Source organism: Mesorhizobium sp. WSM4822, assembly GCF_055811155.1.
In genome coordinates this window covers 62,347-82,070 of record NZ_JBVVQM010000002.1, presented here as the reverse complement: position 1 = coordinate 82,070, position 19,724 = coordinate 62,347, and the positions used below count along the sequence as shown (strand labels likewise).

Sequence of the window (19,724 nt, the reverse complement as noted above, 5' to 3'; positions counted from 1 at the left end):
ACAGTGACTATTTCGTGACCATGACGGGACCCTTGGGACATCGTGAAGAAAGCCTGACGGATGCCACCGAGGCGCGTGGCCTCGAGGCGCTCATCTCGCGCGCCGCCCGTGCCGGCAAGGGCGCGGCACCCGTCGAACGCTGGAATCCCGACTTCTGCGGCGATCTGGACATGGAGATCAAGTCCGACGGCACCTGGTTCTATCTGGGCACGCCGATCGGGCGCATGCCGCTGGTGCAGCTTTTCTCCTCGGTGCTGCGCAAGGACGCCGATGGCAGGACCTATCTGGTGACACCGGTGGAAAAGGTCGGCATCCGCGTTGCCGATGCGCCGTTCATCGCCGTCGAAATGGACGTTTCGGGTAGCGGCGAAGCGCAGACCATCACCTTCCGCACCAATGTCGGCGATGTCGTCGAGGCCGGGCCGGAACGGCCGCTGCGCTTTGTCGACGAGAACGAGACCGGCGGATTGAAGCCCTATGTGCTGGTGCGGGGCCGTCTGGAGGCGCTGGTGGCGCGGCCGGTTATGTATGAGCTGGTCGGGCATGGCGAGGAGGTCGAGATCGGCGGCGAGACGATGTTCGCGGTGCGCTCCAAGGGCGCCGTGTTCCCGATCATGCCGGCGGACCAGTTGAAGCGGCTGAGTGCGTGATGGACCAGGTGACGCCGGCGCCGTTTTCATCCGCGGATTTTCGCGCGCGTTTTGCCGTGCAGCCCGATGCGCATGCCGGCGACGATTATGGCGATCATCGCTTCAACCCCGGCCATCCGCGCCTCAACCAGGGCAAGGCGCTGCGCAATGCCGCGGTGCTGATCCCGGTGGTCGATCATGAGGGCGATGCGACGGTTCTCCTGACCAAGCGGGCTGAAAAGCTGCGCAGCCATTCGGGGCAGGTGGCATTTCCCGGCGGTACCATCGATCCGACCGATCCGAGCCCTGAGGCGGCGGCGCTGCGCGAGACCTTCGAGGAGATCGGGCTTGGCCGAGACCGCATCGAGATCATTGGTCGCATGCCCGACTATGTGGCCGGCAGCGGCTACCGCATCGCGCCGGTGCTGGGCATCGTGCTGCCCGGTTTCCAGCTGACCCTCAACGCCGACGAGGTCGACGCCGCTTTCGAAGTGCCGCTGCGCTTCCTGATGGATCCGGCCAACCACAAGCGCGACAGCCGTATGTGGAACGATCTCGAATGGTTCTTCTACGACATGCCTTACGGCGACCGGCGCATCTGGGGCGTCACCGCCGGCATCATCCGTACCCTCTATGAAAGGCTCTATGCGTGAGTGTCTCGATCGCGGACAGGGCCGACTGGCTCGGCGACAAGCATCTGCAGCGCCTGCTGTTCGCACTGGCCGAAGGCGGTGAAGAGGCGCGAGTCGCCGGCGGCGCGGTGCGCAACACGCTGATGGGCCAGCCCGTCGCCGACATCGACATCGCCACCACCTGCCTGCCGCAGCAAACCCTCCGCCGCGCCGAAGCGGAAGGGTTCAAGGCGGTGCCAACCGGCATCGAACATGGGACAATCACCGTGGTTGCCGGCGGAAAACCTTATGAAATCACCACCTTGCGCGCCGATATCGAGACCGACGGGCGACGCGCGAAAGTGTCGTTCGGGCGCGACTGGAAGCTTGACGCCGAGCGGCGCGACTTCACCATCAATGCGCTCTATGCCGAGGCCGACGGCAGGGTTGTCGACCTGGTCGGCGGCATTGCCGACATCGAGGCACGCCGGCTGCGCTTCATCGGCGACCCGGAAGCGCGTATCCGCGAGGATTATCTGCGCATCCTGCGCTTCTTCCGCTTCTTCGCCTGGTACGGCGATGGACGGCCGGACGCCGAAGGGCTGAAAGCCTGCGCCCGGCTTAAGGAAGGGCTGGCCCAGCTTTCGGCCGAGCGCATCTGGTCGGAACTGAAGAAGCTCTTGTCGGCGCCCGATCCGTCACGGGCGCTGCTCTGGATGCGGCAGGCAGGCGTCTTGACCGCAGCGCTGCCGGAAAGCGAGAAATGGGGCATCGATGCCATCCATGGGTTGGCCAAGGCCGGGAAGGATCTGGGCTGGGCACCCGACCCGCTGCTCAGACTGGAAGCGATCGTGCCGCCCGATGCCGCTCGCATGAAGACGCTCGCCGAGCGGCTTAAATTCTCGACAGCCGAAGCGGATCGCCTGCGCCACTGGGCGCTTGCCACCGCCGTCGAACCGAAGACGACCGAGGGCGAACTGGCGAAAAGGCTCTATCGCGGCGACCGGAACGGGTTTGTCGACCGGCTGCGGCTGTCGCTTGCGGCAGCCAGGGTGCGCGCCGTCGAGGACAATGAGGCGCTGCTCGAAGCCGGTGGCTTTTCGCGCCTGCTTGCCTTCGCCGTCAAATGGGAAAAGCCGTTGTTTCCGCTGAAAGGTGCCGATCTCACGGCGCTCGGCGCAACTCCAGGACCGAAACTCGGCGAAATCCTCAGGAATCTCGAGGCGGAATGGGTCGAAGCCGGGTTTACCCCTGATCGCGACGCGCTCCTCAAGCGCGCCGCCGAAGCTTTGAACGCCGGGTAGATCAGGCCGCGTCGCGGGTCTTTTCGATGCGCGAGCGGATCGCCTCGATCATCGTCTCGCGGATCACCGTTTCGCCATGCGTCTCGCGCATGTGCTCGACGGCACGGCGCATCACCTCGGCCTCCTCGTCGGCACGCGTGTGCCAGTCACAGCCGGGCACGAGCGACCCGCAGTGAAACTCCTTCATGGGATTTTCTCCTTTTCCTCCGTGAAGCCTGGTCGAGGCTCCGGTACTTTTTTGGCTCATGGTCCGGTTCCAGGGTTGAATCCACGGACCGCGAGCGGGTGAGAAGCATAACACAGATGGGGCGGCATTGGTTGCGGTCAACGGCAAAAAGGCGGAGCAGCGCTGCTCCGCCCTCTTAACACTACCCCGAAACAGGACCGGACATCGTCTCATCCTGCTCTGGCGGGCAAGCCATCATTTTGCGGCCTTGACGGCCTCGGCGACCTTGTTCTTGCCCTTCATATCCCATGAGACACGGACTTTTTCACCGACCTGCAGGCCAGGATCCTTGAAGGTCTTGGGAAGCGTAAAAGACGATCCATCGTCGAGGACCAGACTCATGGCCGTTGCGTCAAAGGTCTTGATCGTTCCGGTGGTGTGCTTGACGGCGGCGAATGCCACCGAACCGGAAGCGAGAAGGGCAGCGGCGGCCGCCGAAACAATGATCTTGCGCATTGCGAAGTACTCCTGGAAGTAGGGCATCCCTCTCTATGAGGTGCCCCGCGTCGTCTGGGCCGTCCGGTCGCGTCGGGTCGCGGCTCGCTTTGACGCAATTCCGGTCGGAAAGCCGTTTCGCACTTTCCTGGAATTGCGCGCAGGCGAACCGCCGGCGCTTCCCGACCCGGCCCCACAAATAGGCCAGTCTTTTCAACGGCCTATTAGACGAAAAAGAAATTTTTCGCCGCACCGCGTGCCACATTCCATGCCCATTTTAAGCGAATGGGACATCAATGCGGCTCACGCAGGGCTCACCATTTTGTTACGGCCAGCGGACCTCGGGCGGCAGGCTGGAGAGAATGGACGCGACATTGCCGCCGGTCTTCAGGCCGAAGATGGTGCCGCGATCGTGAAGCAGATTGAATTCGACATAGCGGCCGCGGCGGATGAGCTGTTCGTCACGGTCGCCATCGGTCCAGTTCTCGTTGAAGTTGGCGCGCACGAGGTGACCGTAGACGACGAGAAAGGAGCGGCCGACATCCTGGACAAAGTTGAAATCGGCATTCCAGCCGCCTTTGTCCTCGCCCGAATGCAGCCAGTCGAAGAAGATGCCGCCGGTGCCGCGCGGCTCGTTGCGGTGCGACAGATAGAAGTACTCGTCGCACCAGGCCTTGAATTTCGGGTAATCGGCGACCGCGGCATTCTTCTCGCAAGCGAATTGCATGGCGCGATGGAAGGCGAGAGTATCAGGGTCGTCCTGGGTGCGGCGGCGATCGAGCACCGGTGTCAGATCGGCGCCGCCGCCGAACCATTGGCGCGATGTTACCACCATGCGCGTGTTCATGTGCACGGCCGGAACGTTGGGATTCCACGGGTGCGCGATCAGCGAAATGCCGGATGCCCAGAAGCGCGGGTCTTCCTCGGCGCCGGGCATCTGCTTCCTGAATTCGGGCGAGAACTCGCCATGGACGGTCGAAGTGTGGACGCCGACCTTTTCGAAGACGCGGCCGTGCATCATCGACATGGTACCGCCGCCGCCACGGCCCTCGTCGCGTTCCCACGGCGTCTTTTCGAAACGGCCCGGTGACCACGAGGCCAGCGGCCCGCCAAGGTCCTGCTCGATCTGCTCGAAAGTGGCGCAGATGCGTTCGCGCAGCGCCTCGAACCACAGCCGTGCCTTCATCTTCTTCTGTTCGATGTCGGCGGGCAGGCCTGTCGGTATTTCTGGTCGTTCCAAGTGCCGTCTCCGGTTGGGGCGGCGAGTCCCACAAATGACTCGTCTTTTGCCGGCGCGATCCCTAATCTCTTAAGGGCAAGGGTCAAGTCACTTTGGTTTTGCGCATGATCCTTTCCGAAACTCGATTCCGATTTCGGGTCATGCGCCAGGTGCAAGGAGCTGTTTCGTGCGCACCCCGGCAAGACCGCCGCTGGATGGCCTGAAGAGAAGGCTCGACCAAAGCCGTGCCGAGCGCGTGCGTATGCCGCGCGACGGTTTCCTGCGAGAGACCTTCGTGCTGCCGCGCTCCGATGCGCGGCTCAAGGCCAAGGAATGGTTCGAGCGCTTTCCCAAGCAGGCCTACTGGACCGAGATCGAAAGCTGGTTCGAGCGGCCGGGCGACCTGATTGAGTTCACCATCAGGCGGTTGCCAGCGGCTGACTAGGATGTCCTTGAGAGAGGCGGAGCAACCAGCCTTCTTGCCCCTGTCCCCTCGCGCGCCAGCCGGTCGCCCTTGTTGCGCAGCGGGCATTTGTCGATGGACATGCAGCCGCAGCCGATGCAGTCGGTCAGCCCGTCGCGCAGTTTCTTCAACTGGGCGATCTTGTGGTCGAGCCCGTCGCGCCAGGCGGTCGACAAAAGGTTCCAGTCGTCGCGCGTCGGCGTGCGGCCTTCGGGCAGTGATTCAAGTGCGGCACCGATTTCGGCCAGCGAGATGCCGACCTCCTGTGCAACCTTGATGATCGCCACGCGCCGCAGCACATCGCGGCCGTAGCGGCGCTGGTTGCCCGACGTGCGATGGCTGCGGATCAGGCCGCGGGCCTCGTAGAAATGCAGCGCCGACACCGCCACCCCGCTGCGCATGGCCACCTGGCCGACCGTCAATTCCGTTATAGGCGCCATGTCTGATTTTCCGCCCCGATTTTTCCGCTTGACCTCAAGTTAAGTTGAGCTTGTAGCGAAGAAACCCTGGATGTGCAAACGAAGGAGAAGGCGATGTGCGCCTGGGTCAAGATGACGGGAGACGGACTGCCATTATCCGAGTTGCCGGACGGCTTCGCCCGCCACCATGGCGACGGAGAGCGCGACGTTGATGCTGCGCGCCGTACCCTGCATCGGGATGGTCAGCCGCGTATCAGCCGCCTGATGGACAGGATCCGGCACGCCTGCGGATTCCCGGCCAAACAGGAGTATGTCGCCTTCGGCGAAGATGAAGCTGGTGTAGGCCGTCGTGGCTTTGGTCGACAGCAGCACCAGCCGGCGCGAACCAGCCTTGCGCCATTCCTCGAAGGCATGCCAGTCGACATGCCGGGTCAGGGCAGCCATTTCGAGGTAGTCCATGCCGGCTCGCTTGAGCGCTTTGTCGGAGAGCGGAAATCCGGCCGGTTCGATGATGTCGACGCCAAGTCCGAGGCACGCGGCGAAGCGCAGGATTGTCCCGGTGTTGCCGGCAATGTCAGGCTGGTAGAGCGCGATGCGGAGACGACAGTTCATTTCCGCGTCCTTCTAATAAGTGGCGGATCGGCCACAGCGGCTTGGCGGTTTTGGAAATTGCTGGACCTGCGGGTGGCCATTTTCTGCGAGGTCGGGTATACAGCCAGGATTGTCAACCCGAACCGATGGAGGGGTAATTCATGATGATCATGCACATCCAGCGCTCCTCTCGTGGGCTTACCTGCCTACCGGCGGTTTCGGTACGACGATTCTCCTGACTCTCTAAGACTTGATCGCACCGATTCCCGCCGAAACGATTTTTCGGCTCTCGAAGGAATCCTGCGATGTTTTTCAAAAAGTCAAAAGGGCTGAACGCCCCATCTGAAGCTGTCCGGACCGATGCTTGTCGTGTCCGGACCGACGCAAAGCATGCCTCCGGCCGAATGCCGGCGGACGATATTGCTTCGCCTTTTTATCTCGATTTTCACACGGAGGACGGACCGATGTTCGATCCCTACAGAATACCTGGCTCGAGGAGCCTGCATATCCACCGACTGCCGACCTGGGCGCTGCTGATCGGCGACACCTATTCGTCGGCGGTTCACGCCGAGGTTCGCCGCCGGCCGCATCGCGGCATGCTGCCGGATGTCGATTTTTCGCGCGCGGTTCCCGATCTGAGCCGGCCTTCGCTGGTGCGTCGGATCATCCGGCTGATCCGGCCGGGCGCGAAAAATCGGGCTGGCGGCACCGTGTCGTCAGGATCGTCTGGCACAGCTGTCGGCGAAAAGCCCGCGAGCCCCTATATTGCGCGAAGCAGGGCCGACGGTCCGGGTGATTCCAGACCGTCGGCCCTTGACGCCATGGGTTCCGGGGATTTCGTACGCTCACGTGCTGCGTAAGCGGCAAACACATTTCACAGGCATAACCTATGTTGTTGTTTAGCTGGTTTGAAAAAAGGCTCGATCCGTTCCCCGCAGCGGAACCGGTCGAGCCGCCCAAGACGCTGGTTGCCTTCTGCCTGCATTATACGCGCGGCGCATGGCCCTATATCCTTTTCGACGCGGTGCTGGTGACGGCCATCGCGATCGCAGAAGTATGGATGTTCGGCTTTCTCGGCCGCATCGTCGACTGGCTGTCGGGGCAGAATCGCGAAACCTTCCTGCAGACGGAAGCCTGGAAGCTCGCCGGCATGGCCTTCATCGTGCTGTTCGCGCTGCCGGGCACGGTATGGCTGCATTCGTTTCTCAACCAGCAGACGCTGATGGGCAATTATCCCATGCGCATCCGCTGGCAGGTGCACCGCTATCTGCTCAAGCAGTCGATGAGTTTCTACCAGGACGAGTTCGCCGGCCGCATCGCGACAAAGCTGATGCAGACGGCCCTCGCGGTGCGCGAATGCGTCATCAAGGTGATCGACGTCCTGAACTACGTTATCGTCTATTTCCTCGGCATGCTGCTCATCGTCGGCTCGGCCGACTGGCGGCTGGCCGCGCCGCTAGGCGTCTGGCTGGTCGGCTATATCCTTTTGCTGCGCTACTTCATCCCGCGGTTGGGCAAGGTCGGCGAGGAACAGGCCAATGCGCGCTCGATCATGACGGGCCGGGTCGTCGACAGCTACTCCAACATCCAGACGGTCAAGCTGTTCAGCCATGCACGCCGCGAAGCGTCATTCGCCAAAGACGGCATGTCCGGCTTTCTCGAAACGGTCTACCGGTCGATGCGGCTGGTGACAGTGCTTTTTGGCTCGCTTTACATCCTGAATGCATTGCTCTTGTTCTCCGTCACCGCGATGGCGTTGTGGCTGTGGCTGGGGCAAGCAGTGACGATCGGCGCGGTCGCCGTGGTCATCGGCCTTGTGCTCAGGATGTGGGGCATGTCGCAATGGATCATGTGGGAAATGTCGGGCCTGTTCGAGAACATCGGCACGGTGCAGGACGGTATCGCCTCGATCTCGCTGCCGCGCCTTGTCGAGGACAGGCCGGACGCGAAGGAGATCAGCGTTTCCAGGGGTGAGATCCGCTTCGAGGACATCCGCTTCCACTACGGCAAGCAGAAGGGTGTGATCGAAGGCTTGTCGCTGGCGGTGAAGCCGGGCGAAAAGGTCGGCATCGTCGGCCGTTCCGGCGCCGGCAAGTCGACGCTGGTCAACCTGTTGCTGCGCTTCTATGATCTCGAAGCCGGCCGGATTCTGATCGATGGCCAGGAGATCGCCGGTGTGAAGCAGGATTCGCTGCGTGCGCAGATCGGCATGGTCACGCAGGACACCTCGCTGCTGCATCGTTCGGTGCGCGAGAACATCCTCTATGGCCGGCCCGATGCCTCGGAAGAGCTGCTTGTCGAGGCAGCGGGGCGCGCCGAGGCGCTGGACTTCATATCAGGGCTTTCGGATGCCGGTGGCCGGAAGGGCTTCGATGCCCATGTCGGCGACCGCGGGGTCAAATTGTCCGGCGGCCAGCGTCAACGCATCGCCATTGCTCGCGTTATGTTGAAGGATGCGCCAATACTTATCCTTGACGAAGCGACCTCGGCGCTTGATTCCGAAGCCGAGGCGGCGATTCAGGAGAACCTCTACAAGCTCATGCAAGGCAAGACCGTCATCGCCATCGCGCACCGGCTCTCAACCATCGCGGCGATGGACAGGCTGGTGGTGATGGACAAAGGCCGTGTCATCGAGGAAGGTTCGCACGAGGAACTCGTCGCCCGAGGCGGGCTTTACGCCCAGCTCTGGCAGCGCCAGTCGGGCGGGTTCCTGCTTGAGGGCGGTCCCGCCGACCCCGCCAACGATGCACTTGCAAAGGGGCAAGCCGCAGAATGATGGCCGCCGCATGATGACTGCCGTCTATCGCTGGTTCGAGAACTGGGTCTATCCGTTCAGGGAGCCAGCGAATCTTCGGCCACCGACCAGCGTCGGCGGTTTCCTCTGGCACTATGTCGGCCAGGCGAAGTTCGCCTTCTTCGCCATGCTGGTCATCGGCGGCATCGCGCCGCTGGTCGAGGCCGGCCTGTTCTACTTCGTCGGGCGGCTCGTCGATATTCTCGACCAGCTTCCCGCCGAGCGCAGCTGGCACGCACTGTGGGCCGCCGCCGGTCCTGAACTGGTTTTCATGGCCGTGGTGGTGCTGGTCATCCGCACCGTCGTCGTCGGTCTGTCGGCGCTGGTCGATGAACAGACCATCACGCCGGGCTTCTACAATCTGGTGCGCTGGCAGGCACACCGGCATGTCTCGCGCCAGTCCTACGCCTTTTTCCAGAACGATTTCGCCGGCCGCATCGCGACAAAGGTCTGGCAGGCGGGGCAAGCCACCGGCGACCTGATGGAAAGCTTCATCGAAGTCGTCTGGTTCATGATCGTCTACACGGTGACGACGCTGGCGCTGGTCGCAGGCCTCGATCTCAGGCTGGCGGTGCTGGTGGTGATCTGGATTTCCGCTTTCGCTTGGCTGGCCAAGCTCTACTTGCCGGCAATCCGCAAGCATGCCGAGGAAACCGCCGAGGCCGGCTCGATGATCACCGGCCGCATCGTCGATTCCTATTCCAACGTGCAGACGCTGAAACTGTTCTCGGCCGACGGCGACGACCGCTACATCAGGAACGGTTTCGACATCTACCTCGACGCATTGCGCCCGTTCACCCGCCGGCTGACCGGCGTGCGCATGGCGCTGACGACGCTGTCGGGCATTATGATCACGGCGATCGGCTGCTTTGCCGTTTATCTCTGGGTCGAGGGCTCGATCACCGTCGGCGCGGTCGCCTTCACCCTGTCGCTGGTGCTGCGGCTCAACATGCTGCTCGGCCGGCTGATGATGCAGCTCAACAGCATCTTGCGAAACCTCGGCGTGCTGGAGAACTCCAAGGCGCTGATTTCGCAGCCGCTCGGCCTCACCGACGCGCCCGACGCCAAGGAACTCGTGGTGGCAGGCGGGCGTATCGAGGTGAACAACGTCGAGTTCCATTACGGCAAGGGGTTCGGCGTGCTGAACGGCATCGACCTTGTCGTCAAGCCGGGCGAGAAGGTCGGGCTGGTCGGGCCGTCCGGGGCCGGCAAGACGACGCTCGCGAACCTGATCCTGCGGCTCTACGATCTGGAGAGCGGGTCGATCACCATCGATGGCCAGGATGTCGCCAAAGTCACGCAGAATTCGCTGCGCGCCAATATCGGCGTCGTCAGCCAGGACACGGCGCTGTTCCACCGTTCGCTGCGCGACAACATCAAGCTCGGCATGCCTGACGCGACCGACGCGGAGGTGATCGCTGCGGCGAAAAAGGCCGAGGCGCACGAGTTCATCCTGACCTTGCGCGACAACAGGGACCGCGCCGGCTACGAGGCCTTTGTCGGCGAGCGCGGCGTCAAATTGTCGGGCGGCCAGCGCCAGCGCGTGGCGATCGCCCGCGTCTTCCTCAAGGACGCGCCGATCCTGATCCTCGACGAAGCGACCTCGGCGCTCGATTCCGACATCGAGGCGGCGATCCAGGAGAATCTGACGCGGCTGATGGAAAACAAGACGGTCATCGCCATCGCCCATCGTCTGTCGACGATCGCGGCACTCGACCGGCTGGTGGTGCTCGACGGTGGCCGCATCGTCGAACAAGGCACGCATGACCAACTGGTGGCGCTCGACGGGCTCTATGCGCGGCTGTGGAAGCGGCAGTCCGGCGGTTTTCTCTACCACGAGGACAGCGTGCTCGAAGAGACACGCCCGGCGGAGTAGCTTTTATGACTGCTGTCTTGCCGCTTCAGACTGAAGTGCTCAATGAGTTACGGTTTGGCTTGCTTACGTTCCTCTCCGACTGTTCGGGGCTTTCCACGCCGGTCGCCGTCTCGTTTACAACACTGGACGATGGGGGCATGGGAAGCTTCGAAGTCGTAACTGTTGGATATTCTTTGGCGGCCAAGCCGCGACTCATCTCTGATTTCACCTACACGGATATCGACGGTATGGGCGTTTTGGTGTCCGCGTTTTCGGATGGACACATTATTTCCGTTGTGGATTTTTGGAGATACGATTTCGCTCCTATTTTGTCTTTTCCTGAAGCTAAGGACTTGGAGGCCCGCTGAATGTCTCTGCGATCCCCTCACGGTCCAACGAGTGCCACCGCCGCCGAAGCCGCCTTCGATGCGCTCGGCCATGAAATATTGGCGGAGAAGGCGGCAGCACTTGGCCGCGCCGGCCAGCGGGTAGAGGAAACGCTGGCCAGGTTGCGCGACAATGCCGACGAGCAATTGCGTCCCCGGCTGCTCAAGGATGCCGCCGAGGCGGTGCATGGTTATTTCATCCAGCGCGAGCTGTGCGGCTTGCGCAAGCACGATGCCGTCATTCGTGAATACAACATCCCGAAAGCGGTGCTGGGCAGGCTCGGCGCGAAATAGGGGTCACTCCAGCCATTCAGTGATGAAGCTGCCGTTTTCATGGATGTCGGTCGTTTCCAGCGGGCCTGGGCCGAGATTGGTGAATTTGTGCGGCGTGTTGGGCGGCACGATCAGGATCTGGCCGGCGGATGCCTCGATCTCCTGGTCGCCGACAGTGAACAGGCCGGTGCCCTGGCGGATGATGAAGATCTCCGCGTAGGGATGCGTGTGCAGGCGGGGGCCGCCGCCGACGCCAGGCAAATAGTTGAAGATCAGGCAGGAGTTGGAGCCGTAGGCGCCACATTGCAATTCGCCCTTCCAATGGTCGGAGCGAACAGACCAGGTGTCGCGGTCTATGACGTGTGCCATGATGGCAAGGATAGACCCGGCTGGCGCCTTGTGTCGAGCCGAACAGGGGCGTCGGATTTGCGGTTGTTTCCCGGTTGTTTAGCGATGTTTGGCGGCTATCCGGCGTCGCGTTGAGCGGTGGCGGATTTTGTCCCCGCGACAATCTGCCCTTGTGCCTTCACCCGTCTGGACAAAAACGGGCTTCACGCATAAACCGAAGTCCAAATGCCGGAGGAATTCGCAAGCCTGTTCGCCATGCGCTGTCGGGTTGGCGTAATTGAGCGGGGAACAAGGCTCAGCCACCGGCACGGAAGAGGCGAAAGGATCAGGCACCCGTGAGCGCAACCGACACCCAGGATCCCAACCGTCGTGATTTTCTCTACGTCGCCACCGGCATGGCCGCAGTGGTCGGCGCGGGTGCCTTCGCGTGGCCGTTCATCGACCAGATGCGCCCCGATGCCTCGACGCTGGCGCTCGCTTCCGTCGAAGTCGACGTCGCCTCGCTGACGCCGGGCATGTCGCTGATCGTCAAATGGCGCGGCAAGCCGGTCGTGGTCCGCAACCGCACCGAACAGGAAATGAAGGACGGCGAGGCCGTCAAGCTGGCCGATCTCAAGGACCCGATCGCCCGCAACGCCAATCTGCCGGCCGATGCACCGGCGACCGACGCCAACCGCACCACACCCGGCAAGGAAGCCTGGATGGTGATGGTTCAGGTCTGCACCCATCTCGGCTGCATTCCGCTCGGCCAGGAAGGCGATTTCGGCGGCTGGTTCTGCCCATGCCACGGCTCGGTCTACGACACGGCCGGACGCATCCGCCAAGGCCCGGCGCCTGAGAACATGGCGGTGCCGGTATTCAAGTTCATTTCCGATACCAAGATACTTATCGGTTGAGGCAGGGGACATTTCGATGAGCGAGGGACACTCGACCTATACGCCCAAAACCGGTCTCGGACGCTGGTTCGACGCCCGTATGCCGCTGCCGCGGCTGGTCTATGACAGCTTCGTCGCCTATCCGGTGCCGCGCAACCTCAACTACGCCTGGACGTTTGGCGGCATCCTGTCGATCATGCTGGTGGCGCAGATGCTGACCGGCATCGTGCTGGCCATGCACTACACGGCCGACACCAATCTCGCCTTCGGCTCGGTCGAGAAGATCATGCGCGACGTGAATTCGGGCTGGCTGCTGCGCTACATGCATTCGAACGGCGCCTCGTTCTTCTTCGTCGCCGTCTACATCCACATCTTCCGTGGCCTCTATTACGGCTCCTACAAGGCGCCGCGCGAGCTGCTGTGGATCCTCGGCTGCATCATCTATCTCCTGATGATGGCGACCGGCTTCATGGGCTACGTGCTGCCATGGGGCCAGATGAGCTTCTGGGGTGCCACCGTCATCACGGGTTTCTTCAGCGCCATTCCGCTGGTCGGCGACTGGATCCAGCAGCTGCTGCTCGGCGGCTTTGCCGTCGACAACCCGACGCTGAACCGCTTCTTTGCGCTGCACTATCTGTTGCCGTTCATGATTGCCGGCGTCGTCGTTTTGCACATCTGGGCGCTGCATGTCGTGGGCCAGTCGAACCCGACGGGTATCGAGGTCAAGTCGAAGACCGACACTGTCGCCTTCACCCCCTACGCGACCATCAAGGACGCGTTCGGCATGATCGTGTTTCTGTTCTTCTTCGCCTATTTCGTCTTCTACCTGCCGAACTATCTCGGCCATCCCGACAACTACATCGTCGCCAACCCGCTGAAGACGCCGGCCCACATCGTGCCCGAATGGTACTTCCTGCCGTTCTACGCGATCCTGCGCGCCATCACCTTCAATGTCGGGCCGATCAACTCCAAGCTCGGCGGCGTGCTGTGCATGTTCGGCGCCATCGTCATGTTGTTCCTGGTGCCGTGGCTCGACACTTCGAAGGTACGCTCGGCCGTTTACCGGCCCTGGTACAAGCTGTTCTTCTGGCTGTTCGTGGCCGATGCCATCCTGCTTGGCTGGCTGGGCTCGCAGCCGGCCGAAGGCAGCTATGTGTTCATGGCGCAGATGGCGACATTGTTCTACTTCGCCTTCTTCCTGATCGCGCTGCCGGTGCTCGGCCTGATCGAGACGCCGCGACGGCTGCCGAACTCGATCACCGAGGCGGTCCTCGAGAAGAACAAGGGCGGCAGCGGACATCCGGCGGGCGCTACGGCGGCGCCGGAAACCAAAGGCTGAGCGGGTAGAGAATCTAAGGGGATTTGGCATGAAAAAGATTCTCACCTCGCTGGCGCTGGTCGGCCTCGTGGCCGTCGGCATCGGGTCGGCGGGCACTTGGGCGATCGCCGCCGAAGAGGCGCACAACGCCGCCGCGCCGACGCATTTCCCGATCCACGAGCCGAAGGAAATGGACTGGAGCTTCACCGGCCCGTTCGGCACCTATGACAAGGCGCAGCTGCAGCGCGGCCTCAAGGTCTACAAGGAAGTCTGCGCGGCCTGCCATTCGATGAACATGGTGGCGTTCCGCACGCTGTCGGACCTCGGCTATTCCGATGCGCAGATCAAGACGCTGTCGGCCGAGTACACGATCCATGACGGTCCCAACGATGCCGGCGACATGTTCGATCGTCCCGGCAAGCCGTCCGACCACTTCCCGCCACCGTTCGCAAACGACGAAGCGGCCGCCGCTTCCAATGGTGGTGCTGCTCCGCCCGACATGTCGCTGCTGGCCAAGGCGCGCGGCGTCGAGCGCGGCTTTCCGCAATTCGTCTTCGACATCTTCACCCAGTATGACGCGGGCGGCCCCGACTATATCCACTCGCTGTTGACAGGCTATAACGAGACACCGCCTGCCGGCATGGTCATCCCGGAAGGCACCCACTACAACCCTTATTTCATGTCGGGCGTGTCGCTGAAGATGCCCAACCCGCTCTCCGACGGCCAGGTGACCTATGATGACGGCGCGCCGCAGACGGTCGACCAGTACTCCCGCGACGTTTCCGCCTTCCTGATGTGGGCGGCCGAGCCGCATATGGAAGACCGCAAGAAGACCGGCTTTCGCGTGCTGGTGTTCCTGCTTCTGTTCGGCGCTCTGGTCTATCTAACCAAGCGCAAGGTGTGGGAAGGCGTGGCGCATTGAGCCACACAATCAAGTGATCGCGAAGGGCGCCGGGAGGCGCCCTTTTGCATTTCCGGAGGCTGGTCATGTCACATGGCCGTCACCGCATCCGGCGATCCTGTGCTGCTCTCATCAAAGGATCGCATTCATGAAAAGATACGCATCGCTCGCGGCAGGCCTGTTGCTGCTCATCGTCGGCTCGGCCGCGCAAGCAGAAGACGCCCGGCCCTTCATCACCAACAAGGATGTCGACCTGACGATGATCGTGCCACCGCCGCCGGCAAACGATTCGGCGCAGACCAAGGCCGAACTCGGCGAGGTGCTGACTTTGCAGGTCACGCGCACCCCGGAGATGGTCGCCAGCGCGGTGGCCGATGCCGAGGAGAATGTCTGGCGCTTCGCCGACGTCATGGGGCCGAAATTCAACAAGGAAACGCTGCCGAAATTCAGCGCCTTCTTCGATCGCCTGGTGGCTACCGAAGGCGCTGTCGTCGATCCCGCCAAGGATGTCTGGAAGCGCCCGCGCCCGCATCAGCTCAGCGATCTCGTCAAGCCTGCGGTCAAGCTGTCGAGCTCCGGTTCCTGGCCTTCCGGACACGCCACCGTCGGCACGATGATGGGCATCATTCTGTCCGACATGGTTCCGGAAAAGCGCGCCGAGATCATGGCACGCGCGAGCAAATACGCTCACAACCGCGTGGTTGGCGGCATCCATTTTGCGTCCGATGTCGAGATGGGCAGGATTTCCGGCAGCGTCATTGCCGCGGTCCTGCTCAACCGGGACGACTTCAAGGCTGAATATGAAGTGGCCAGGGCCGAGCTTCGTTCCGATCTCGGCATGTAATCCTCGTCAGCCGGATTTAGACGGGAAGGGGCGCTTAAGGCGCTCCTTTTTTGTCTGCGCCATTGCTTAGGCGGAAGTTCGGCAATTAGTCCGTTGGCATGGCGGCATGAGGTTGATATTCGACGCATCGAACGGTGGCGAGAAGCTCGTCCCGCCATGGCTTTTGGATTTCGATGATGCGGCTCAGCGACTGTCACAACTTTTCCGATTTCCGCCACATGGCGCAGCGGCGGCTGCCAGGGCCGATCTTCAATTACATCGACGGCGCGGCGGACGACGAGGTCACCTACCGCCGCAACACCGAAAGCTTCGAGACCTGCGATCTGGTTCCCAATGTGCTGCGCGGGGTGAGCGAGGTCGACATGTCGGTGACGGTCATGGGCCAGAAGCTGGCGATGCCGTTCTATTGCTCGCCGACCGCCTTGCAGCGCCTGTTCCACCATCAGGGCGAGCGCGCGGTCGCCAAGGCCGCGGCCAAGTATGGCACCATGTTCGGCGTCTCGTCGCTTGGCACCGTCAGCCTCGAGGAGGCGCGCAGCATCAGCAGCAGCCCGCAGGTCTACCAGTTCTATTTCCATCGGGATCGCGGTCTCAACCGGGCGATGATGCAGCGCGCCAAGGCGGTCGGCGTCGAGGTGATGATGCTGACCGTCGACAGCATCACCGGAGGAAATCGCGAGCGCGACAAACGCACCGGCTTTGCCATTCCCTTCAAGCTCAACTTTGCCGGAATGGCGCAGTTCGCGCTCAAGCCGGCCTGGGCGATTAACTATTTCACCCATGAGGGGTTCAAGCTGCCGCAGCTCGACGAGCATGTCGACATGGGTGGCGGCACGATGTCGATCAGCCGCTACTTCACCGAGATGCTAGACCCGTCGATGACGTGGGACGACGTCGCCGAGATGGTCAAGCTTTGGGCGGGTCCGTTCTGCCTCAAGGGCGTCATGTCGGTGGAGGATGCAAGACGCGCCGTCGACATCGGCTGCAGCGGCATCGTGCTGTCGAACCATGGCGGGCGGCAGCTGGATGGCTCGCGGGCGGCGTTCGACCAGCTTGCCGAGATCGTCGATGCCGTTGGCGACAGGATCGACGTCATCATGGATGGCGGCGTGCAGCGCGGCACGCATGTGCTGAAGGCGCTGTCGCTCGGTGCCAAGGCCGTCGGCGTCGGACGCTACTATCTGTTCCCGCTCGCGGCGGCGGGCCAGCCCGGCGTCGAACGGGCCCTTGAGCAGATGCGGGTCGAGATCGAACGTGGCATGAAGCTGATGGGCTGCAGTTCGATCGAACAATTGTCGCGCAAGAACCTCCGTTTCAGGTAATCTCGACCCATGAAATCCTCCCTTGAAGACACGCTGCTTGCCGCGATCCGCACCATTCCGGACTATCCCAAGCCCGGCATCCTGTTTCGCGACATCACCACCCTGCTCGGCAATGCGCGCGCCTTCCGCCGCGCCATCGACGAACTGGTGCATCCCTATGCCGGCCAGAAGATCGACAAGATCGCCGGCATCGAGGCACGTGGATTCATCCTTGGCGGCGCCGTCGCCCATCAGCTCTCGGCCGGCTTCGTGCCGATCCGCAAGAAAGGCAAGCTGCCCTACGAGACGGTGCGCGTCGCCTATAGCCTGGAATATGGCCTGGACGAGATGGAGATGCACAAGGACGGCGTTGCTCCGGGCGAGAAGGTGATCCTTGTCGACGATCTGATCGCCACCGGCGGCACCGCGGAAGCGGCAGTCAAGCTGCTGCGCCAGATCGGCGCCGACATCCTCGCTGCCTGTTTTGTCATCGACCTGCCGGACCTCGGCGGTCGCGCCAAGCTCGAAGCGCTCGGTGTGCCGGTCAGGACGCTGATAGGGTTCGAGGGGCATTAGGTTTCTCCCTCGCCCCGTTTACGGGGAGAGGGAAGCGAAGCGAGCAACGCCAGCGGAGCAGGGTGAGGGGTAAGTACGACCGTCGAGTTTAAGACACCAACGCTGGCGCCGCCCCTCATCCGCCCTTCGGGCACCTTCTCCCCGTAAACGGGGCGAAGGAAAAAGCTACTCCACCTTCACCAGCACGGCGCTTTCGAACTCGAGCACCTTGTCGCCGGTGGGATTGAAAGCTTCCGAACGCAGCGCGAGAAGCCGCCAGCCGGGGCGTGAGGCGATCGGGCGGTGCGACAGCGCGGTGCGCGTGAAGGTGATGGCTTGCCCGGCATAGACCGGCTTCAGCCATTTCAGGTTCTTGAAGCCGGGCGAGGGGCCGAATTCCGGCACCGGACCGGGACCGCTCCACGCAGCGATCTCTGCGTCCATGCGGTTTTCCAGATTGAGTTTCATCCAGGTCGCGGCCGTGTGCCAGCCAGACGCGCAGAGGCCGCCGAGCACGCTTTTCTTCGCGGCCTCCTCGTCGATATGGAAGATCTGCGGGTCGTACTTGCGGGCGAAGGCCTTGATCGCCTCGGGCTCGAATGTGTGCGAGCCAAGCGTGACGGTGGTGCCGATACGGAAGAACTCGTCCAGTGTCATGCTTGGCTCCCCGCGGCATCGCGCGTGAGGAACATGACGGAGTTCTCGAGCTCGAAGACGCTTTCGCCACGCTGGTTGAACAGCTCGCTGCGCATGGTGACGAAGCCGAGTTGCGGCTTCGATTTCGACAGGCGCTTGGCAACAACCATCAGGGTGCCGGTCAGTTGGTCGCCGGCCAGGACCGGTTTCTTCCATTTGACCTGATCGACGCCGGGCGCGCCCTGGCAGGTCGAGTCCAGCAGGAACGCGTCGCAGAGCATGCGCATGAACATGGCGCAGGTGTGCCAGCCCGACGCTGCCAGCCCGCCGAGGATGCTGGCCTTGCCGGCTTCCTCGTCGAGATGCATCGGCTGCGGGTCGAATTCTCCGGCAAATTCGACGATCTCGGCGGCACTCACGAGCTTGGAGCCGAGGTCGATCGATGCGCCCTCGATGAAGTCCTCATAGGCCCATGTTTTTATCTCTGCAGTCATGGTCTGGAATCCGGCTTGTCGACCCACGATCCCCAGGATCGGGATTTCCGGATGCAGGCCGGCGTTCATTTGGTCAAGCGATTTTTACTGCGCCAGCCTGTGGCAGCCGATCGACAAGGCCACTCAGAGCCAGCCGCGGCGGCGGAAGTACCAGAAGGGCAGGATCGCCGACAGCACCATCATGGCGATGGCGAAGGGATAGCCAAGTTGCCATTTCAACTCGGGGATGATGTCGAAATTCATGCCGTAGATCGAGGCGACCAAAGTCGGCGGCAGGAAGATGACGGCGGCGACCGAGAAGATCTTGATGATGGCGTTCTGCTCGATCGAGATCATGCCGAGCGTGGCGTCTAGCAGGAAGGAGATCTTCTGCGACAGGAAGGTGGCGTGGTCGGCGAGCGACAGCACGTCGCGAGACAGCGTCTTGATGCGCGCCTTGGTGTCCTTGCTCATCTTGGTGCGGGTCGAGGCATGGGCGAAGAAGCCTGCCAGGCGCTGCAGCGAGATCAGGCTGTCGCGGATCGAGGAGGCAATGTCCTCCTTGCGGCCGATGGCTTTCAGCAACTCCTGGAAATCACGGTTGCGCTTGGAAACCTTGGTCGACCGCGCCTCGAAGATATCGCGCGAGATCGCCTCGATGTCGCGGCCGGCGCGTTCCAGAATGTCGGCGAGACGATCGACGATCGCCTCCAGCAAGCCGATCAGAATGGTGTCGCCGCTGGTGCAGCCGGTCGCCACCTTTTCGGCGCGCTGCGGAAAGGTCTTGAAAGCTTTCGGTTCGTGGTAGCGCACTGTGATCAGCCTTGTGCCGGCCAGCACGAAGGTAACGGGCGACATCAAGGGATCGTCGATTTCGGTCTGGGCGGGCAGGGTGGCGGTCATGAAATAGGCGCCGTCCTCGACATAGAGGCGGCTCGAAATCTCGATCTCCTCCATCTCCTCGCGCGTCGGAATGGCAACGCCGAGCCAGCTCTCGATCGTCGCTTCCTCTTCCTTTGTCGGGTTGAACAGGTCCGCCCAGACGATGGTCTCGCTGTTTGCCAGGAGATCGTCGACGACGCGCAGGCGGTCATTGTCCACGACGAAGGCCTTGATCATCGCCTGATATCCCTTGCTGGGGCCAAAGGGTGCGTTCGGATTGACGCGTCGTGTTGGATTGCACGGGTTCTCGACGTCAGCGCCGACCGTGCGTCTGCCGCTTAGACCTGTGACGTGACAAAATCAAGACAAGCGGCCGGCGGGCGGAT

24 protein-coding genes are annotated in these 19,724 nt (G+C 62.5%); 15 read left to right on the top strand and 9 right to left on the bottom strand.

Translation table 11 applies throughout. The annotated features are described in order from the left end of the window. Window positions 1-20: 20 nt before the first annotated feature. From AC0L3E_RS05280 to AC0L3E_RS05270, 3 genes are read left to right on the top strand one after another with little or no spacing between them, the layout of a single operon-like run. On the top strand, window positions 21-650 hold the full coding sequence (locus AC0L3E_RS05280) for a DUF1285 domain-containing protein (RefSeq protein ID WP_127271874.1): 630 nt from the start codon (window positions 21-23) through the stop codon (window positions 648-650). Next, window positions 650-1,282, top strand: coding sequence for a CoA pyrophosphatase (locus AC0L3E_RS05275; RefSeq protein ID WP_256747474.1), 633 nt, complete (start codon window positions 650-652; stop codon window positions 1,280-1,282). The genes AC0L3E_RS05280 and AC0L3E_RS05275 overlap by 1 nt, the downstream gene beginning before the upstream one ends. Next, window positions 1,279-2,544, top strand: coding sequence for a CCA tRNA nucleotidyltransferase (locus tag AC0L3E_RS05270; RefSeq protein ID WP_127326780.1), 1,266 nt, complete (start codon window positions 1,279-1,281; stop codon window positions 2,542-2,544). Before AC0L3E_RS05275 ends, AC0L3E_RS05270 begins: the two co-directional genes overlap by 4 nt. A gap of 1 nt (window position 2,545) precedes the next feature. On the opposite strand, the gene AC0L3E_RS05265 is transcribed toward AC0L3E_RS05270, so the two are convergent. The 3 genes from AC0L3E_RS05265 to hemF all read right to left on the bottom strand — a co-directional run bounded on the left by AC0L3E_RS05265 (window position 2,546) and on the right by hemF (window position 4,445). Then, the gene (locus AC0L3E_RS05265; protein WP_013529972.1) at window positions 2,546-2,731 is read right to left on the bottom strand and encodes a DUF1059 domain-containing protein; all 186 of its coding nucleotides are present in this window, start codon (window positions 2,729-2,731) and stop codon (window positions 2,546-2,548) included. Between the two features lie 234 nt (window positions 2,732-2,965). Continuing rightward, window positions 2,966-3,226: a DUF1344 domain-containing protein gene (locus tag AC0L3E_RS05260; RefSeq protein WP_127269427.1), complete on the bottom strand. Its 261-nt coding sequence runs from the start codon at window positions 3,224-3,226 to the stop codon at window positions 2,966-2,968. A gap of 304 nt (window positions 3,227-3,530) precedes the next feature. Beyond that, window positions 3,531-4,445 (bottom strand): oxygen-dependent coproporphyrinogen oxidase, encoded by a 915-nt coding sequence (hemF, locus tag AC0L3E_RS05255; protein ID WP_127269426.1) that lies wholly within the window; start codon window positions 4,443-4,445, stop codon window positions 3,531-3,533. A gap of 166 nt (window positions 4,446-4,611) precedes the next feature. Between hemF and AC0L3E_RS05250 the strand changes: the two genes are divergently transcribed. Further along, entirely contained in the window at window positions 4,612-4,869 is a 258-nt protein-coding gene (locus AC0L3E_RS05250; RefSeq protein ID WP_127269425.1) for a hypothetical protein, read from the top strand. On the opposite strand, the gene soxR is transcribed toward AC0L3E_RS05250, so the two are convergent. After that, window positions 4,866-5,327, bottom strand: a complete 462-nt coding sequence (gene soxR / locus AC0L3E_RS05245; RefSeq protein WP_127269424.1) for a redox-sensitive transcriptional activator SoxR — start codon at window positions 5,325-5,327, stop codon at window positions 4,866-4,868. The two genes, AC0L3E_RS05250 and soxR, sit on opposite strands and share 4 nt — an antisense overlap. A 132-nt stretch (window positions 5,328-5,459) precedes the next feature. After that, window positions 5,460-5,918, bottom strand: coding sequence for a tRNA (cytidine(34)-2'-O)-methyltransferase (locus AC0L3E_RS05240; protein ID WP_127320593.1), 459 nt, complete (start codon window positions 5,916-5,918; stop codon window positions 5,460-5,462). A gap of 443 nt (window positions 5,919-6,361) precedes the next feature. On the opposite strand from AC0L3E_RS05240, the gene AC0L3E_RS05235 reads away from it, so the two are divergent. Genes AC0L3E_RS05235 through AC0L3E_RS05215 form a run of 5 tightly spaced genes read left to right on the top strand, consistent with a single transcriptional unit; the run spans window position 6,362 to window position 11,226 of the window. Continuing rightward, window positions 6,362-6,757, top strand: a complete 396-nt coding sequence (locus AC0L3E_RS05235) for a hypothetical protein (RefSeq protein WP_128307475.1) — start codon at window positions 6,362-6,364, stop codon at window positions 6,755-6,757. A 29-nt stretch (window positions 6,758-6,786) separates the two neighbouring features. Beyond that, on the top strand, window positions 6,787-8,673 hold the full coding sequence (locus AC0L3E_RS05230) for an ABC transporter ATP-binding protein (RefSeq protein WP_128307476.1): 1,887 nt from the start codon (window positions 6,787-6,789) through the stop codon (window positions 8,671-8,673). 10 nt (window positions 8,674-8,683) lie between these two features. After that, window positions 8,684-10,567 carry an ABC transporter ATP-binding protein gene (locus tag AC0L3E_RS05225; protein ID WP_128307477.1) on the top strand — a complete coding sequence of 628 codons (1,884 nt, stop codon included), beginning with the start codon at window positions 8,684-8,686 and terminating at the stop codon, window positions 10,565-10,567. Between the two features lie 5 nt (window positions 10,568-10,572). After that, window positions 10,573-10,914, top strand: a complete 342-nt coding sequence (locus tag AC0L3E_RS05220) for a DUF6984 family protein (protein ID WP_128307478.1) — start codon at window positions 10,573-10,575, stop codon at window positions 10,912-10,914. Further along, a complete protein-coding gene (locus AC0L3E_RS05215; protein WP_473604395.1) occupies window positions 10,915-11,226 on the top strand; it encodes a DUF6665 family protein in 312 nt (103 codons plus the stop codon). It begins immediately after the preceding gene. A gap of 3 nt (window positions 11,227-11,229) precedes the next feature. On the opposite strand, the gene AC0L3E_RS05210 is transcribed toward AC0L3E_RS05215, so the two are convergent. Further along, window positions 11,230-11,574: a cupin domain-containing protein gene (locus AC0L3E_RS05210; RefSeq protein ID WP_127270961.1), complete on the bottom strand. Its 345-nt coding sequence runs from the start codon at window positions 11,572-11,574 to the stop codon at window positions 11,230-11,232. Window positions 11,575-11,888: 314 nt separating this feature from the next. On the opposite strand from AC0L3E_RS05210, the gene petA reads away from it, so the two are divergent. The 6 genes from petA to AC0L3E_RS05180 all read left to right on the top strand — a co-directional run bounded on the left by petA (window position 11,889) and on the right by AC0L3E_RS05180 (window position 17,368). Beyond that, window positions 11,889-12,449, top strand: a complete 561-nt coding sequence (gene petA, locus AC0L3E_RS05205; protein ID WP_127270959.1) for a ubiquinol-cytochrome c reductase iron-sulfur subunit — start codon at window positions 11,889-11,891, stop codon at window positions 12,447-12,449. Window positions 12,450-12,465: 16 nt separating this feature from the next. Beyond that, window positions 12,466-13,767, top strand: a complete 1,302-nt coding sequence (locus tag AC0L3E_RS05200; protein ID WP_127326789.1) for a cytochrome b — start codon at window positions 12,466-12,468, stop codon at window positions 13,765-13,767. A 28-nt stretch (window positions 13,768-13,795) separates the two neighbouring features. After that, window positions 13,796-14,668, top strand: coding sequence for a cytochrome c1 (locus tag AC0L3E_RS05195; RefSeq protein ID WP_127322539.1), 873 nt, complete (start codon window positions 13,796-13,798; stop codon window positions 14,666-14,668). Between the two features lie 127 nt (window positions 14,669-14,795). Further along, window positions 14,796-15,491, top strand: coding sequence for an acid phosphatase (locus AC0L3E_RS05190; RefSeq protein WP_128307479.1), 696 nt, complete (start codon window positions 14,796-14,798; stop codon window positions 15,489-15,491). A 176-nt stretch (window positions 15,492-15,667) separates the two neighbouring features. Next, window positions 15,668-16,813, top strand: coding sequence for an alpha-hydroxy acid oxidase (locus tag AC0L3E_RS05185; protein ID WP_164898503.1), 1,146 nt, complete (start codon window positions 15,668-15,670; stop codon window positions 16,811-16,813). Window positions 16,814-16,822: 9 nt separating this feature from the next. Then, window positions 16,823-17,368, top strand: a complete 546-nt coding sequence (locus AC0L3E_RS05180) for an adenine phosphoribosyltransferase (protein ID WP_013529989.1) — start codon at window positions 16,823-16,825, stop codon at window positions 17,366-17,368. 165 nt (window positions 17,369-17,533) lie between these two features. Here the strand turns inward: AC0L3E_RS05180 and AC0L3E_RS05175 are convergent, their stop codons facing one another. The 3 genes from AC0L3E_RS05175 to corA form a co-directional block, all read right to left on the bottom strand. Further along, on the bottom strand, window positions 17,534-18,004 hold the full coding sequence (locus AC0L3E_RS05175) for a MaoC family dehydratase (protein ID WP_128307481.1): 471 nt from the start codon (window positions 18,002-18,004) through the stop codon (window positions 17,534-17,536). Next, window positions 18,001-18,477: a MaoC family dehydratase gene (locus AC0L3E_RS05170; protein ID WP_127269625.1), complete on the bottom strand. Its 477-nt coding sequence runs from the start codon at window positions 18,475-18,477 to the stop codon at window positions 18,001-18,003. The genes AC0L3E_RS05175 and AC0L3E_RS05170 overlap by 4 nt, the downstream gene beginning before the upstream one ends. A 123-nt stretch (window positions 18,478-18,600) precedes the next feature. Next, a complete protein-coding gene (gene corA / locus AC0L3E_RS05165; protein WP_127270555.1) occupies window positions 18,601-19,575 on the bottom strand; it encodes a magnesium/cobalt transporter CorA in 975 nt (324 codons plus the stop codon). Window positions 19,576-19,724 lie beyond the last annotated feature (149 nt).

What these genes read in the sequence shown, in the direction of transcription:
- AC0L3E_RS05280 (WP_127271874.1), top strand. Translation starts at nt 21, where the DNA reads ATGACGGGACCCTTGGGACATCGTGAAGAAAGCCTGACGGATGCCACC.
- AC0L3E_RS05275 (WP_256747474.1), top strand. Translation starts at nt 650, where the DNA reads ATGGACCAGGTGACGCCGGCGCCGTTTTCATCCGCGGATTTTCGCGCG.
- AC0L3E_RS05265 (WP_013529972.1), bottom strand. Translation starts at nt 2,731, where the DNA reads ATGAAGGAGTTTCACTGCGGGTCGCTCGTGCCCGGCTGTGACTGGCAC.
- AC0L3E_RS05260 (WP_127269427.1), bottom strand. Translation starts at nt 3,226, where the DNA reads ATGCGCAAGATCATTGTTTCGGCGGCCGCCGCTGCCCTTCTCGCTTCC.
- soxR (WP_127269424.1), bottom strand. Translation starts at nt 5,327, where the DNA reads ATGGCGCCTATAACGGAATTGACGGTCGGCCAGGTGGCCATGCGCAGC.
- AC0L3E_RS05240 (WP_127320593.1), bottom strand. Translation starts at nt 5,918, where the DNA reads ATGAACTGTCGTCTCCGCATCGCGCTCTACCAGCCTGACATTGCCGGC.
- AC0L3E_RS05235 (WP_128307475.1), top strand. Translation starts at nt 6,362, where the DNA reads ATGTTCGATCCCTACAGAATACCTGGCTCGAGGAGCCTGCATATCCAC.
- AC0L3E_RS05230 (WP_128307476.1), top strand. Translation starts at nt 6,787, where the DNA reads ATGTTGTTGTTTAGCTGGTTTGAAAAAAGGCTCGATCCGTTCCCCGCA.
- AC0L3E_RS05225 (WP_128307477.1), top strand. Translation starts at nt 8,684, where the DNA reads ATGATGACTGCCGTCTATCGCTGGTTCGAGAACTGGGTCTATCCGTTC.
- AC0L3E_RS05220 (WP_128307478.1), top strand. Translation starts at nt 10,573, where the DNA reads ATGACTGCTGTCTTGCCGCTTCAGACTGAAGTGCTCAATGAGTTACGG.
- AC0L3E_RS05215 (WP_473604395.1), top strand. Translation starts at nt 10,915, where the DNA reads ATGTCTCTGCGATCCCCTCACGGTCCAACGAGTGCCACCGCCGCCGAA.
- AC0L3E_RS05210 (WP_127270961.1), bottom strand. Translation starts at nt 11,574, where the DNA reads ATGGCACACGTCATAGACCGCGACACCTGGTCTGTTCGCTCCGACCAT.
- AC0L3E_RS05200 (WP_127326789.1), top strand. Translation starts at nt 12,466, where the DNA reads ATGAGCGAGGGACACTCGACCTATACGCCCAAAACCGGTCTCGGACGC.
- AC0L3E_RS05195 (WP_127322539.1), top strand. Translation starts at nt 13,796, where the DNA reads ATGAAAAAGATTCTCACCTCGCTGGCGCTGGTCGGCCTCGTGGCCGTC.
- AC0L3E_RS05190 (WP_128307479.1), top strand. Translation starts at nt 14,796, where the DNA reads ATGAAAAGATACGCATCGCTCGCGGCAGGCCTGTTGCTGCTCATCGTC.
- AC0L3E_RS05185 (WP_164898503.1), top strand. Translation starts at nt 15,668, where the DNA reads ATGCGGCTCAGCGACTGTCACAACTTTTCCGATTTCCGCCACATGGCG.
- AC0L3E_RS05180 (WP_013529989.1), top strand. Translation starts at nt 16,823, where the DNA reads ATGAAATCCTCCCTTGAAGACACGCTGCTTGCCGCGATCCGCACCATT.
- AC0L3E_RS05175 (WP_128307481.1), bottom strand. Translation starts at nt 18,004, where the DNA reads ATGACACTGGACGAGTTCTTCCGTATCGGCACCACCGTCACGCTTGGC.
- AC0L3E_RS05170 (WP_127269625.1), bottom strand. Translation starts at nt 18,477, where the DNA reads ATGACTGCAGAGATAAAAACATGGGCCTATGAGGACTTCATCGAGGGC.
- corA (WP_127270555.1), bottom strand. Translation starts at nt 19,575, where the DNA reads ATGATCAAGGCCTTCGTCGTGGACAATGACCGCCTGCGCGTCGTCGAC.